Raw genomic sequence first — 14,201 nt, 5'->3', positions numbered from 1 at the left:
CAAAGCGGCGCAAGCATATCAGAACGCGCAGCAAAAATCTGTGACAGCGACAATTGTGCGCTGCCCGGTATTGACGTCAATCCTTTGAAAAGAGTTCCTTTATCATGACAAATAATGTCACCGGCATTACCCGGATTGTGAAAGCGGCTGGCTACTCATGGCAAGGTCTTCGCGCCGCCTGGCAGCATGAAGCTGCCTTCCGCCAGGAAGCCGTAATTTCACTGGCGGCAATTATCCTGGCCTGCTGGCTGGATGTCGATACTATTTCGCGCATCCTGATGATTGGCGCGGTCATGCTGGTGATGATTGTTGAAGTTCTGAACAGCGCCATCGAAGCGGTGGTGGACCGCACAGGGCAGGAACGTCATCCTCTTGCCGGCCGAGCCAAAGATATGGGATCGGCCGCTGTTTTGCTGGCAATAGTACTGGCCCTGTTCGTTTGGGGAACGCTACTTTGGTCGCATTTGCGATAAGCATTCCATCTCCCGTCAAATTACTGATTTTGGCCTGACTTTTGGTTTCCATTTCACCAATACCTGTATATACTCACAGCGACTGTATAAACAACCAGGGGGCGGGATGAAAGCATTAACCAGCAGGCAGCAACAGGTCTACGACTTGATTCGCGACCACATTAATCAAACGGGCATGCCGCCTACGCGTGCAGAAATTGCTGCGCAACTGGGCTTCCGCTCACCTAACGCGGCAGAAGAGCATCTGAAAGCGCTGTCGCGTAAAGGCGTGATTGAAATCGTCTCTGGTGCGTCCCGCGGTATCCGTTTGTTAATGGAAGAAGAACCTTCAGATGGCCTGCCACTCATTGGGCGCGTTGCGGCGGGTGAGCCGTTGCTGGCCCAGGAACATATCGAAACCCACTACAAAGTGGATCCAGACATGTTCAAGCCCTCTGCCGATTTCCTGCTGCGCGTTAGCGGCATGTCAATGAAAGACATTGGCATCATGGATGGTGATTTGCTGGCCGTGCATAAAACGCAGGAAGTGCGTAATGGTCAGGTGGTGGTAGCGCGCATTGACGACGAAGTCACTGTGAAGCGCTGGAAAAAACAGGGATCAGTGGTGCATCTGTTACCTGAAAATACGGATTTTGAGCCTATCATTGTCGATACACGTGCGCAGTCGCTGACGGTTGAAGGTCTGGCGGTTGGCATCGTACGTAACGGTGAGTGGTTGTAACTCTTCTTAAGGTTGGCTCTTTACGTCAACCTTGACGTTACCCAGTCTGCCCCTGTTTTGCCGCTGTGGGTTCATCTGTAACACCAGCGGCGCATTGCACGGACGTTACATGCGCTTCCTGACAGCTACCGATAAAAAACTGTGGCGGCTGGCGCTGCCCATGATCCTGTCAAATATCACCGTTCCTCTGCTCGGCTTAGTCGATACAGCCGTTATTGGCCATCTCGACAGCCCGGTTTATCTGGGCGGCGTTGCGGTCGGGACGACCGTTACCAGTTTCATCTTCATGCTGCTGCTTTTTCTGCGGATGAGTACGACAGGCCTGACGGCTCAGGCGTTTGGCGCGGGCGATAAAACGGCGCTGGCGCGCGCATTGGCACAGCCCCTGATCATTGCCTTACTGGCCGGCAGCCTGTTTATTGCCCTGCGTCATCCCGTGACGGCATTAGCAACCCGCTTTATCGGCGGAGAGGCCGCCGTGCTTGAGCAGGCTGCGCTGTTTATCCATATTCGCTGGCTCAGTGCGCCCGCCATGCTGGCTAACCTGGTGATTCTGGGCTGGCTGCTGGGCGTACAGTATGCCAGAGCGCCGGTCATCCTGCTGGTGGTGGGCAACGTTATCAATATTCTGCTGGACCTCTGGCTGGTGCTGGGGCTGCACTGGGGCGTCGCCGGGGCTGCAGCCGCGACGGCTATCGCGGAATATGCGACGTTGCTGGTCGGGGCACTTATGGTCTGGCGCGTGCTGGCGCTGCGTGGTATCACGCTGCACAGTCTGGTCCATAGCTGGCGTGGCGATATCCACCGCCTGCTGCGCCTGAATCGCGATATCTTGCTGCGTACCTTACTGTTACAGCTTTGCTTTGCCTCTCTGACCGTGCTGGGAACGCGTATCGGACCTGATGTGGTGGCGGTAAATGCCATCCTGCTGATGTTCATGACGTTTACCGCCTATGCGCTGGATGGCTTTGCTTACGCCGTCGAAGCCTTTGCTGGTGAGGCACACGGCGCAAAAGACGGCAGCAGGTTGCAACTGGTATGGATTGCTGCCTGCCGTCAGGCCCTGTCAGTCGCGCTGTTTTTCTCACTGGTCTATGCTGTTTGTGGCTATCAGATCGTGGCTCTCCTGACATCGATTCCCGCACTTCAACAGGCGGCTGACCGCTTTCTGCCGTGGCAGGTTGTCATGCCGCTGGTTGGCGTCTGGTGCTATCTGCTGGATGGCATGTTTATTGGTGCGACCCGCGGAAGAGAAATGCGCAACAGTATGGCGATTGCCGCACTGGGCTATTTCCTGACGCTGTTAACCGTGCCTTTTATCGGTAATCACGGTCTATGGCTGGCGATAGCCGTTTTTCTGGCGCTTCGCGGCCTGTCACTTTGGCTGGTCTGGCGCAGGCACTGGCGCAGTGGCACCTGGTTTAGCGCCTGAGCAACTTGCCTGAAATATGACGCAGGCTACATAAAATTTTCATTTTTTCCGGCAAAACTGAAATTAGCTACTACAATTATCTTTGAATGGCGCTATTAAATAGCGCTTTATATCGTAATTTTGCCTGATGGTAAAATAAAACGAAACCGAAGGATGACGTGGAGGTCTGCAATGAATAAAGACGAAGCGAGTGGTAACTGGAAACAGTTCAAAGGAAAAATGAAAGAGAAATGGGGCAAGCTGACCGATGATGACATGCAAGTCATTGAAGGTAAACGCGATCAGCTGGTCGGCAAAATTCAGGAACGTTACGGCTACGCGAAAGATCAGGCGGAGAAAGAAGTAACGGACTGGGAAGGTCACAACAAGGATTACCGCTGGTAATCACGTTATTCAGGGATGCTCCTACCCGGGCCGGTACGCTCATGCCGGCCAGACCGCACAAGGATGTGCAATTAGCTTCGTTTACTGCGTTTCTTCCCGTCAGCCTGATGGTCATGATCACAATGTTCATGCTGTTCACAGGCTTCAACTTCCGCACAGTTTTCACATAACCCGTGCGCCTCTATCACGCTATGCCGTAGGACAAAGCTTGCCTCTTGCGCCAGCGATGCGATGATTTTTTCTGCGCCCTGCGCCTGCTTTTCCGTGACCACTGCACAGCGATCGCAGACCAGCATCACCGAGGTATGGGCGGGTGCGTCGAAATGGTGACACATCACATAGCTGTTATTGGACTCGACGCGGTGGATAAAACCCTGCTCAAGAAGAAAATCCAGCGCACGGTAGACGGTAGGAGGCTTGGCCTGGGGCTCACTGACACGCAACTGATCAAGCAGGTCATAAGCACTGATCGATCCTGGCTGTCCGGCCATCAACCGCAGGACCTCTGCGCGCTGGGTCGTCAGGCGTACACCGCGCTGTAAACACAGTTTCTCAGCCTGGGTCATGATTTGCTCTGGCGTCATGGTTGACATGGAATTTCTCCGTTTGACAGGTGATGTTATCTTATCACATTAATGATACGTACGATGCACCTTGCCTGTCTGCACCTCCTCCCTTTACCCGTGCTTATCTGTTCCTTACGACTTTGCGCCCGTCTGCGATGCCAATATATGTCAGAATGTTTGTAAATATTTTTTCCTTTTGCTTTACATCTCACTGAGTTAAGAACTAATGTTTAAAAGTTCTTAATAAAGTGCTGGTCCCGACCTCCTTCTGTTAACGCTTTTTGGACGGTAACCAGACATAACGGATCGAAAAATAATCAATCAATGGAATTGCGCCACTATTTACTCTGAATTCACAGCAATAAAGCGTTAGCCATCCTCCACAATGGGGCTAACAAACTATTCGGTCGTTAATGTTTTAACGGCAATTTTTCAGGTGATGATAAGCAAATGGCAAAATTAACCGTCCCACGTTCCGTTCTGGTTTTCCCTGCAGTGTTTAATGCTCTGGTTTTTTCATCATCCGCGCTGGCCGCGGGAACCTGGTACGATGCCCGTAACGATGCAATGGGGGGAACGGGCGTGGCGTCCTCTACCTACGGGTCTGCCGTTTTAGCTAACCCGGCGTTAATGACCAAAGCGAAGCCCGATGACAACGTCAGCATCATTTTTCCCAGTGCGGGCGCGCAAATTACTGATAAAGACAAGATGGTCGATAAGATCGATAACATTACTGACACGGTAAATCGCTATCAGGATCTGTTTGATAATGCCTCGACGTTAGAGCTGCTGCGCCGTATTCCTGAAATACAGGCTGCGTCAGGGGATCTGGCTAATACGCTCAGAGATTTACGCGGTAACAAAGCCAACGCGACAGCAGGTGTCGCGATTGCAGTCACCGTTCCGAATGAAACGCTGCCTTTTGCCTTTGTCACCAAAGCCTATGGTACGGCGCATGTCCGCGCGAATGTAAAAGAAGGCGATATCGTTATTTTACAAGGCGTGGCTGACGGAACGTTTGCCGGTATTCCTGGCGGTGTATTTGGTCTGCCTAATGTACAAAACTTGCTGGGCTCCAGCGCGAACGGGCTGGCTGCGCTGAATACCGATTATGGTATCGCCGTTGCCCATGAGTTCACGATTGCCGGCCATCCGGTGTCGATTGGTGTGACGCCTAAGCTGCAAAAGACCTGGCTGTATAACTATTCCGCCAGCGTTTATAACTACGATAAAAACGATTTACGGGATGGCCGCTACCGCAGCACCGAAAGCGGGTTCAACGTTGACGCCGGCCTGGCGACGGTATTCGCAGAAAACTGGACATTAGGCGTGACCGGACAGAACCTGGTATCACGTGACCTGCAAACCAAAGAGGTGAATGGCTATCAGGATACCTATGAAATCCGTCCATTAGTGACGGCGGGTTTAGCCTGGGATAAAGGGCCAGTAACGCTGACAGGCGATGTTGACCTGACCGAAACGCACCGTTTCAAATCTCAGGAAAACAGTCAGTATGCAGGCGTGGGCGCGGAATATCGCGTACTGGACTGGTTACAGTTACGCGCCGGTTATCGCGCAGATATGCGTTCCAACGACGAAAATGTGGCGACCGCAGGCTTTGGGCTGTCACCGTTCAACAATTCTGTGCATCTGGATCTGGCAGGCTCGGTGGGGCAAAACAATACCTGGGGTGCCATGGCGCAACTCGGATTTAACTTCTGATTCCGTGCCATTAACGGGCGGGCGATACCTTGTCGCCCGCCCTTATGCTATCCTTGTGCAGAATATCATCACTGTTAACCACCGGATCGACTGCGCTTCATGACCGACACTTTTTCCTCCCAACGCTTCTCTGTTGCCCCCATGCTCGACTGGACGGATCGTCACTGTCGCTATTTCCATCGTCTGCTGACCGGCGATACGCTTCTGTATACCGAAATGGTCACCACGGGAGCCATTATTCACGGTAAAGGCGATTATCTGGCCTTTAATGAAGAGGAGCACCCGGTCGCGTTACAACTGGGCGGCAGCGATCCGGCTGCACTGGCGCAGTGTGCGGCGCTGGCTGAACAGCGCGGTTACGATGAAGTTAACCTCAATGTGGGTTGCCCGTCAGATCGTGTTCAGAATGGCCGCTTTGGTGCCTGCCTGATGGCGGAAGCCGGGCTGGTCGCTGACGGCATTAAAGCGATGCGTGATGTGGTGGATATTCCGGTCACGGTCAAAACCCGTATCGGTATCGATGAACAGGACAGCTATGCCTTCCTGACCGATTTTATCGGCACTGTGGCAGAGCGCGGTGGCTGCGACACCTTTATCATTCATGCGCGCAAGGCATGGCTTTCGGGTCTGAGTCCGAAAGAAAACCGCGAGATTCCACCGCTTGATTACCCCCGGGTTTATCAGTTAAAGCGTGATTTTCCACAACTGACGATTGCCATTAACGGCGGCGTGAAAACGCTGGAAGAGGCTAAAACACATCTTCAGCACCTGGATGGTGTCATGATGGGCCGCGAGGCCTATCAAAACCCCGGCATCCTGGCGCATGTCGATCGAGAAGTGTTTGGCCGGGAACAGCCTGCCGCTGATCCGGTGGCGGTGGTGCGCGCCATGTACCCTTATATTGAAGCCGAGCTGGCAAAAGGCACGTACCTTGGCCATGTGACGCGCCATATGCTGGGGCTGTTCCAGGGGATCCCTGGCGCGCGCCAGTGGCGTCGTCACCTTAGCGAGAATGCCCATAAGCCCGGTGCCGATGTGCGGGTACTGGAGGCTGCATTAGCACTGGTCGCCGATAAGATCCCTCAGGAAGCCTGATACAGTTAAACCAGCCAGCCGGCTGGTTTTTTTTCACCATAATCTGGTGAATCTCGCCAGGTTGATTTTGCATACTTCATACTTAACTCATCACTATCAACAGGTTACTTGTTGGCATGGTTCTTGTAATACGTAACGTATTCATCGTGAGGAGTGAACAAATGGACATTATTTTTGTATTCGGTTTCTTCCTGATGCTGTTGCTGACTGGCGTGTCCTTAATCGGCGTCATTGCTGCCCTGGTCGTGGCCACGATCGTGATGTTTGTCGGCGGTATGGTGATGCTGATTGTGAAGGTGCTGCCCTGGCTACTGCTGGCCGTGGCCGTAGTATGGCTCTATCGGCGCTTTTTCACTGACGAAGACACTCGCCAGCGCGTCCTGTACAGGCGCAGAATCCGCAGGCTGGAGCGGAATGGCAGGGGATAAATGTGTGCGTGATCACACAGTGAAAAATTGGTGCTCAGAATATTAACAACAATCATACTTTTTACTTATGTTTTCTGTCAGGATAGCTGTCGTTGATTCATAACATATTCATCGCTTCTGCCCCTACATCAGTGCGAATGAAAAATAAAAGAAGGGCTTCCTGCGGGAAGCCCTTTTTACATCAGGGAATCAGCAGGCTCGATCCCTGCGTCGCGCGGCTCTCCAGTAACTGGTGAGCGCGGCTGGCCTCTTTCAGTGCAAATTTTTGCTGCTCGGGCACATCGACCTTAATGGCGCCACTTGCCAGTAAAGAGAATAATTCTGCACTGGCCGTTTCCAGCTCCTGACGATTGGTGATGTAGCCGAACAGGGAAGGACGGGTAACAAACAGTGAGCCTTTCTTATTTAAAATGCTGAGATCAACATTGGTCACCGGCCCTGAAGCATTCCCGAAGCTCACCATCAGTCCCTGACGACGCAGGCAGTCCAGCGAGGCTTCCCAGGTCGCTTTCCCCACAGAGTCGTACACCACGCCAACCTTCTTGTCGCCGGTCAGCTCACTGACCCGTTGTGCAATGTCCTCTTGCTGATAATTAATGGTGGCCCAGGCTCCCGCGTTTTTGGCCAGTGTCGCCTTTTCGGCGGAGCCGACGGTGCCGATCAGATGGGCGCCGAGCGCTTTTGCCCACTGGCAGGCAATCAACCCCACGCCACCCGCCGCGGCATGAAACAGAAAAATTTCGTCGGCTTTGAGCTTATAGGTCTGTCGTAACAGGTACTGCGTCGTCAGGCCTTTCAAAAAACTGGCGGCAGCCTGCTCGAAACTGATGGCGTCGGGTAACAGCATCAGACGGTCTTCCGCCACGTTATGCAGCTCGCTGTAAGCCCCGAGTGCGGCCTGGCAGTACACGACGCGATGGCCGGGTTTGAAACGCGTGACCGCCGATCCCACGCGGGTGACCACACCCGCCGCCTCGGTGCCCAGACCAGAGGGAAAATGACCTGTCGGATACAGCCCGCTGCGCACGTAAGTATCAATATAGTTAATGCCAATCGCGCGGTTTTCGACCTGGATTTCATTATCGGCGGGATCGGCAGGCTCAAAATCAATCCAGGTCAGGACATCCGGGCCGCCGTGTGCGTTGAACTGAATACGCTTTGCCATGCTTACTCCTGTGATTGTTTCATCATGAAGGTGAGGCACGCCCCTTAACTGAGGTATACTTGCGCGTCCCCACAGAAGATCGGTAATGCATTCACTATGGCAGGAAATAAACCCACCAACAAATCGAACGAAACGCAGGATCGCCAGTTAGAAGGCGTGAAAATGCCCCCGCATTCGCTGGAAGCGGAGCAGTCGGTGCTGGGTGGGTTAATGCTGGATAACGAGCGCTGGGACAACGTGTCCGAACGCGTCGTGGCAAATGATTTTTTCAATCGCTCGCACCGTCTTATTTTCTCTGAGATGCAGCGCCTGCTGGAAAACAGCAAACCTATCGACCTGATTACGCTGTCAGAATCGCTGGAAACGCGCGGCGAACTGGAGATGGCCGGCGGATTTGCTTACCTGGCTGAGCTGGCGAAAAACACGCCCAGTGCGGCGAACATCGGCGCTTACGCGGATATTGTGCGTGAACGTGCGGTCGTGCGCGAAATGATCGCCGTGGCGAATCAGATAGCCGATGCCGGTTATGATCCCCAGGGGCGCAGCAGTGAAGACCTGCTGGATTTTGCCGAGTCGAACGTATTTAAAATCGCTGAGGCGCGGGCTAACAAAGACGATGGCCCCAAAAACATCGAACAAATTCTGGAAGCGACGGTTTCACGGATTGAGTCGCTGTTTCAGACGCCGCACGATGGCGTCACGGGCATCGATACCGGTTATCAGGATCTGAATAAGAAAACGGCCGGGCTGCAACGCTCAGACTTAATTATCGTGGCCGCACGTCCCTCAATGGGTAAAACCACGTTCGCCATGAACCTGTGTGAAAATGCGGCGATGCTGCAGGACAAACCGGTACTGATTTTCAGTCTGGAGATGCCCAGCGAACAGATCATGATGCGTATGCTGGCCTCCTTGTCGCGGGTTGACCAAACCCGTATTCGTACCGGTCAACTTGACGATGAAGACTGGGCGCGCATTTCCGGCACGATGGGCATTTTGCTGGAAAAGAAGAATATGTATATCGATGATTCTTCTGGCCTGACGCCGACCGAGGTCCGTTCCCGCGCGCGTCGCATCTATCGTGAAAACGGTGGCCTCAGTCTGATCATGATCGACTACCTGCAGTTGATGCGCGTGCCCGCATTGTCAGATAACCGTACGCTGGAAATCGCCGAGATTTCCCGTTCATTAAAAGCGCTGGCAAAAGAGCTTAACGTGCCCGTGGTGGCGTTATCTCAGCTGAACCGCTCACTGGAGCAACGTGCCGATAAACGTCCCGTAAACTCGGATCTGCGTGAATCGGGTTCGATCGAGCAGGATGCTGACCTGATCATGTTTATTTATCGTGACGAGGTTTATCACGAAAACAGCGACCTGAAAGGGATCGCAGAGATCATTCTGGGTAAGCAGCGTAACGGCCCGATCGGTACCGTACGCCTGACATTTAACGGTCAGTGGTCACGCTTTGATAACTATGCAGGCCCGCAGTACGACGACGAATAATCCGTCACTGGCCTGCCATGCACGATCTGTGCATGGCAGGCAGGACCGTGCAAAATAGTGTTGGACAACGTCGCAGTGAATCGGGTTATCTGTAGCAAAGCGACACTGACACGCGACGGAAACAGCATGACGCACGTAGACGATTACGATCTAAAAATCCTTACTCTGCTCCAGTCTAATGGCCGTTTGACCAATCAGGAACTCAGCGATTTGGTCGGTCTTTCTGCTTCACAATGTTCACGTCGGCGTATCAATCTTGAACAGGCCAACCTGATTCTTGGCTATCACGCACGGCTGTCGCCGGACGCGGTGGGGCTGGGCATTGTCGGACTCATTGAAGTGCGGCTCATTAACCATACCGCCGACTATGTCGACAGCTTCCATCGCATGGTTGAACAGGAAGACGCAATTATTGATGCCTATAAAACCACCGGTGATGCCGACTACCTGCTGAAAGTCGCCGTGGCCGATTTGGCCTCACTGAGCGCGGTAATCAGCCAGCTGTTAGCCGGTCACCAGAGCGTTTCCCATGTCAAAACATCGGTGGTACTGGGCAGACTCAAAGAGAACGGATTAATGATGGGCGAGCAGCAGGCTGTGCGCCAAAAAAGAGCATAATGCGCGCAGGTGGTGCATGATGTGGCGGAATGATGCGTTTTTTATGCGTATTTGAGTCTGACAATGCACAATCGACCTCCCCGCGGGGCAGTAAAATCCGGTAAGACGCTTATGCCTGAACGCCTGCACAGGCTGGCGCAGTTATTGCATTGGTGCTGCATCATCCGCACTGAGACTGCTTTATGGACAACATTGTACAACCCGCCGATATTCCTCACTCTCGCCTTGAAGATGCGCTGGCTATCCTGCTCGGCACCTTAATGGTCTCGTTTGGTGTGCTCATGCTGAAGCAGGCAGGCGCATTGACCGGCAGCACGGCTGGACTGGCATTCCTCATCAGCTATCTGTCGCCCCTGTCATTTGGCAGCGTTTTCTTTGTAATCAACCTGCCGTTCTACTGGCTGGCCGTGAAGCGAATGGGCTGGGAATTTACGCTAAAAACCTTTTGTGCCGTGGGGCTGGTGTCGCTTTTTACCCATCTTCATCCCCTGTTTATGCATTTTTCCACACTGAATCCTTTTTATGCGGCATTGTTCGGTAACGTCATCATGGGGATTGGGTTTATAGTGTTGTTTCGCCATAAAGCCAGCCTGGGCGGGATCAATATCCTGGCGCTCTGGCTGCAAGACCGTTTCGGCATTCGCGCCGGTAAACTGCAAATGGCGGTCGATACCTGCGTGGTGCTGGCCTCGCTGTTTGTCGTCAGCCTGCCGATGTTGCTTGCGTCCATTGCGGGCGCGGTGGTACTGAATATGATCATCGCAATGAACCATCGTCCCGGGCGGTACAGGGTTTAATCGCCCTTTTTTATTTCAAGAACAATCATGGAGATCTGCACCGTGTTCCAGAACGTTGATGCCTATGCTGGCGACCCGATTTTGTCGCTAATGGAAGCCTTTAAACAGGATCCGCGCGAGCATAAAGTGAACCTGAGTATTGGGCTTTATTACAACGAGCAAGGCATCATCCCTCAGCTGCAGGCGGTGGCTGATGCTGAAGAGCAGTTACGTGCCGAACCGCAGCAGGCTTCGCTCTATCTGCCTATGGAAGGATTAAATACCTACCGCAACGCGATAGCGCCACTGCTGTTCGGAGCCGATCATCCCGTATTAAAAGCGGGCCAGATCGCCTCGATTCAGACCCTGGGCGGCTCAGGTGCGTTGAAAGTCGGTGCGGATTTCCTGAAGCGTTATTTCCCGCAGTCCAACGTCTGGGTCAGCGATCCGACCTGGGAAAACCATATCGCCATCTTTAACGGTGCCGGTTTCGAGGTGAAGACCTATCCGTGGTTTGACCCGGAAACCAACGGTGTACGTTTTGATGCGTTCCTGAGCACGCTTAAAACCCTGCCAAAGCAAAGCATCGTGCTGCTGCATCCGTGCTGTCATAACCCAACCGGGGCCGACCTGACCAATGCGCAGTGGGACGAAACCGTTGCCGTGCTGAAAGCACAGGAGCTGATCCCGTTCCTGGATATCGCTTATCAGGGCTTTGGTGCTGGCATGGAAGAGGATGCGTACGCGATGCGTGCGGTTGCTGCGGCAGGTCTGCCTGCGCTGGTCAGCAACTCCTTTTCAAAAATTTTCTCGCTGTATGGCGAGCGCGTCGGCGGCCTGTCTGTGGTATGTGACAGCGCTGAAGAGGCCAGCCGCGTATTAGGTCAGCTCAAAGCGACCGTCCGCCGTAACTATTCCAGCCCGCCAAACTTCGGCGCACAGGTTGTGGCCCGCGTGTTAAACGACGCTACGCTGAAAGCTAACTGGCTGGCCGAGGTCGAAGCCATGCGGTTGCGCATTATCGACATGCGCCAGGCGCTGGTACAGGTGATGAGTACGGCGCTACCCGGTAAGAACGTCGACTACCTGTTGAAGCAGCGCGGGATGTTCAGCTACACCGGCCTGAGTGCGCAGCAGGTGGACCGCCTGCGTGAAGAGTTTGGGATCTACCTCGTCGGCAGCGGCCGTATGTGTGTGGCAGGTCTGAACAGCAAAAACGTGCATCAGGTCGCGGAAGCCTTTGCGGCAGTAATGTAATTCCGCACACAATCTTCCCCGGGCCGCCAACCTTGTTGGCGGCTTTTTTATTTTTACGGATCGGGTTTACCTTTGCGCCACATTCTGCACACTTAACTGTGTCTCACAGATTCAGGAAAAAAGTATGTGGTATCAACAAACGTTGACCTTAAGCGCAAAATCGCGAGGTTTTCACCTCGTCACGGAAGAGATTGTGCAACAGTTGCCCGCACTCCGTGATATCCACACCGGATTACTCCATTTGCTGTTGCAGCATACGTCGGCCTCACTGACGCTGAATGAAAACTGCGATCCGACAGTGCGGAGCGACATGGAACAACACTTTATGCGCCATGTCCCGGAAGCGGCTCCTTATCAACACGATTACGAAGGCCGTGACGACATGCCCGCCCACATTAAGTCGTCCACGCTGGGCGTTTCACTGATGCTACCGGTGCAGCGTGGACAGCTGGTACTGGGCACCTGGCAGGGCATTTGGCTGGGGGAACATCGTATTCATGGCGGAGCCCGACGTATTGTGGCGACTTTACAAGGGGAATGAGTATGAATAATTCGGACTTACTGACGTACTGCATGAGCAAACCCGGCGCAGAGCAGAGCGTTCACAGCGACTGGAAAGCTACGCAGATCAAGAGCAACGGCGTGCTGTTTGCCATGGTGCATGAAGTCAAAGGGCGTCCGGCGGTGTCACTCAAATCCTCGCCCGCGCTGGCTGAACTGATGCGGGATGAGCACAGCGATGTGTTTCCCAGTGAACATCTGAATAAATCACACTGGAACACGCTGTTTTTAGACGGCACGCTGAAAGATTCGCAAATTTACTATCTGGTGGATGCCTCTTTTCAGCAGGCAGATACCGGGCGGTAACGGCCCTTTCCCGGCGTGGGAAAGGGCACAGGACAGGATTACGCCGCCGCGTTTTTACGCAGCGTATCGATATCAATGACAAAGCGATATTTTACATCGCTCTTCAGCATACGTTCGTAAGCCTCGTTGATCTGATCCATGGCGATCAGCTCAATATCTGACGTGATGCCGTGTTTGCCACAGAAATCCAGCATCTCCTGGGTTTCAGCGATACCGCCAATCAGCGAGCCAGCGATGCTGCGGCGTTTAAAGATCAAATTGAAAACCTGTGGCGCGGGATGATCGTGTTCAGGCGCGCCGACCAGAGTCATATTGCCGTCACGCTTCAGCAAGGTGATAAAAGGATTAAGGTCGTGTTGCGCCGCCACTGTGTTAAGAATGAAGTCAAAACTGTTGGCATGTTGCGCCATCTGGTCGGCATCTTTCGAAATGACCACTTCGTCTGCGCCCAGACGTTTTCCGTCTTCGATTTTTGACGGTGAGGTGGTGAATAACACGACATGCGCGCCCATCGCGTGAGCAATTTTTACGCCCATGTGCCCCAGTCCACCCAGCCCCACGATCCCGACTTTTTTACCCGGGCCGACATTCCAGTGACGCAGCGGTGAATAGGTGGTGATACCGGCACACAGCAGCGGTGCCACACCGGCCAGCTCCAGGTTTTCTGGAACGCGCAGCACAAAGCTTTCATCCACTACCATAGAGGTGGAGTATCCACCGTAGGTGATAGCCCCTGTCTGGCGATCCTGACCGTTATACGTGCCGACAAAGCCATTTTCACAGTACTGCTCCAGACCTTCCTGACAACTTGGGCAGCTGCGGCAGGAATCAACCATACAGCCAACGCCGACCAGGTCGCCGACTTTGTACTTCTGCGTCTCGGGGCCGACTGCGGTCACGCGGCCAACAATCTCGTGTCCCGGAACCACAGGAAAAATGGTGTTTTTCCACTCATTGCGCGCCTGATGCAAGTCAGAATGACAAACGCCACAAAACAGCACGTCAAGCTGTACGTCATGAGCACGAAGCTCACGCGGTTTGAAATCAAACGGTGCCAGTTTGGACTTTGCATCCTGAGCAGCATACGCATGGGTAATGTTCATGGTGTCTCCAGTTAAAGTGTGTCGTGATTTTTCGATCAACGCCGCAGCATAACGCGCGCAGCAAGAAGGTGACGCCAGGGGCGTACCAAAG

At 53.5% G+C, this 14,201-nt stretch carries 16 protein-coding genes; 13 read left to right on the top strand and 3 right to left on the bottom strand.

Features of this window, described 5'->3' with window-relative positions:
* Positions 1 to 104: 104 nt before the first annotated feature.
* The 4 genes from C7433_RS09700 to C7433_RS09685 all read left to right on the top strand — a co-directional run bounded on the left by C7433_RS09700 (position 105) and on the right by C7433_RS09685 (position 3,010).
* Positions 105 to 473 carry a diacylglycerol kinase gene (locus C7433_RS09700; protein ID WP_006121553.1) on the top strand — a complete coding sequence of 123 codons (369 nt, stop codon included), beginning with the start codon at positions 105 to 107 and terminating at the stop codon, positions 471 to 473.
* A gap of 106 nt (positions 474 to 579) precedes the next feature.
* The gene (gene lexA / locus C7433_RS09695) at positions 580 to 1,194 is read left to right on the top strand and encodes a transcriptional repressor LexA (protein ID WP_006121554.1); all 615 of its coding nucleotides are present in this window, start codon (positions 580 to 582) and stop codon (positions 1,192 to 1,194) included.
* A gap of 109 nt (positions 1,195 to 1,303) precedes the next feature.
* Positions 1,304 to 2,626 carry an MATE family efflux transporter DinF gene (gene dinF / locus C7433_RS09690; protein WP_054688437.1) on the top strand — a complete coding sequence of 441 codons (1,323 nt, stop codon included), beginning with the start codon at positions 1,304 to 1,306 and terminating at the stop codon, positions 2,624 to 2,626.
* A 171-nt stretch (positions 2,627 to 2,797) separates the two neighbouring features.
* Entirely contained in the window at positions 2,798 to 3,010 is a 213-nt protein-coding gene (locus C7433_RS09685) for a CsbD family protein (RefSeq protein ID WP_006121556.1), read from the top strand.
* A gap of 71 nt (positions 3,011 to 3,081) precedes the next feature.
* Here C7433_RS09685 and zur read toward each other — a convergent pair whose 3' ends face one another.
* Positions 3,082 to 3,603, bottom strand: coding sequence for a zinc uptake transcriptional repressor Zur (zur, locus tag C7433_RS09680; protein WP_033738958.1), 522 nt, complete (start codon positions 3,601 to 3,603; stop codon positions 3,082 to 3,084).
* 423 nt (positions 3,604 to 4,026) lie between these two features.
* Between zur and C7433_RS09675 the strand changes: the two genes are divergently transcribed.
* From C7433_RS09675 to pspG, 3 genes are all read left to right on the top strand, one after another.
* Positions 4,027 to 5,298 carry a conjugal transfer protein TraF gene (locus tag C7433_RS09675; protein ID WP_033738961.1) on the top strand — a complete coding sequence of 424 codons (1,272 nt, stop codon included), beginning with the start codon at positions 4,027 to 4,029 and terminating at the stop codon, positions 5,296 to 5,298.
* Positions 5,299 to 5,397: 99 nt separating this feature from the next.
* Positions 5,398 to 6,393, top strand: coding sequence for a tRNA dihydrouridine(20/20a) synthase DusA (gene dusA / locus C7433_RS09670; protein ID WP_058702334.1), 996 nt, complete (start codon positions 5,398 to 5,400; stop codon positions 6,391 to 6,393).
* A gap of 161 nt (positions 6,394 to 6,554) precedes the next feature.
* Positions 6,555 to 6,821, top strand: coding sequence for an envelope stress response protein PspG (gene pspG, locus C7433_RS09665; RefSeq protein WP_110268082.1), 267 nt, complete (start codon positions 6,555 to 6,557; stop codon positions 6,819 to 6,821).
* A 181-nt stretch (positions 6,822 to 7,002) separates the two neighbouring features.
* On the opposite strand, the gene C7433_RS09660 is transcribed toward pspG, so the two are convergent.
* Positions 7,003 to 7,986 carry a quinone oxidoreductase gene (locus C7433_RS09660; protein WP_110268081.1) on the bottom strand — a complete coding sequence of 328 codons (984 nt, stop codon included), beginning with the start codon at positions 7,984 to 7,986 and terminating at the stop codon, positions 7,003 to 7,005.
* 96 nt (positions 7,987 to 8,082) lie between these two features.
* Between C7433_RS09660 and dnaB the strand changes: the two genes are divergently transcribed.
* From dnaB to C7433_RS09630, 6 genes are all read left to right on the top strand, one after another.
* Entirely contained in the window at positions 8,083 to 9,489 is a 1,407-nt protein-coding gene (dnaB, locus tag C7433_RS09655) for a replicative DNA helicase (RefSeq protein ID WP_006121562.1), read from the top strand.
* Between the two features lie 126 nt (positions 9,490 to 9,615).
* Positions 9,616 to 10,107: an Lrp/AsnC family transcriptional regulator gene (locus C7433_RS09650; RefSeq protein WP_039339069.1), complete on the top strand. Its 492-nt coding sequence runs from the start codon at positions 9,616 to 9,618 to the stop codon at positions 10,105 to 10,107.
* Between the two features lie 182 nt (positions 10,108 to 10,289).
* Positions 10,290 to 10,904: a YitT family protein gene (locus C7433_RS09645; protein ID WP_033738971.1), complete on the top strand. Its 615-nt coding sequence runs from the start codon at positions 10,290 to 10,292 to the stop codon at positions 10,902 to 10,904.
* A gap of 42 nt (positions 10,905 to 10,946) precedes the next feature.
* On the top strand, positions 10,947 to 12,140 hold the full coding sequence (locus tag C7433_RS09640; RefSeq protein WP_110268108.1) for an amino acid aminotransferase: 1,194 nt from the start codon (positions 10,947 to 10,949) through the stop codon (positions 12,138 to 12,140).
* A 124-nt stretch (positions 12,141 to 12,264) separates the two neighbouring features.
* The gene (locus C7433_RS09635; protein WP_033738976.1) at positions 12,265 to 12,681 is read left to right on the top strand and encodes a secondary thiamine-phosphate synthase enzyme YjbQ; all 417 of its coding nucleotides are present in this window, start codon (positions 12,265 to 12,267) and stop codon (positions 12,679 to 12,681) included.
* Between the two features lie 2 nt (positions 12,682 to 12,683).
* Complete coding sequence (locus C7433_RS09630) at positions 12,684 to 13,007, top strand: MmcQ/YjbR family DNA-binding protein (RefSeq protein WP_006121520.1); 324 nt, start codon at positions 12,684 to 12,686, stop codon at positions 13,005 to 13,007.
* Positions 13,008 to 13,045: 38 nt separating this feature from the next.
* Here the strand turns inward: C7433_RS09630 and C7433_RS09625 are convergent, their stop codons facing one another.
* Positions 13,046 to 14,110: an NAD(P)-dependent alcohol dehydrogenase gene (locus C7433_RS09625; protein WP_033738979.1), complete on the bottom strand. Its 1,065-nt coding sequence runs from the start codon at positions 14,108 to 14,110 to the stop codon at positions 13,046 to 13,048.
* Positions 14,111 to 14,201: the final 91 nt, after the last annotated feature.

The organism is Pantoea sp. PNA 03-3, assembly GCF_003201175.1.
In the GTDB taxonomy this organism is placed as follows: Bacteria; Pseudomonadota; Gammaproteobacteria; order Enterobacterales; family Enterobacteriaceae; genus Pantoea; species Pantoea stewartii.
Note: the sequence above shows the minus strand (reverse complement) of the source record. Positions and strands in the feature narration are given on the sequence as shown.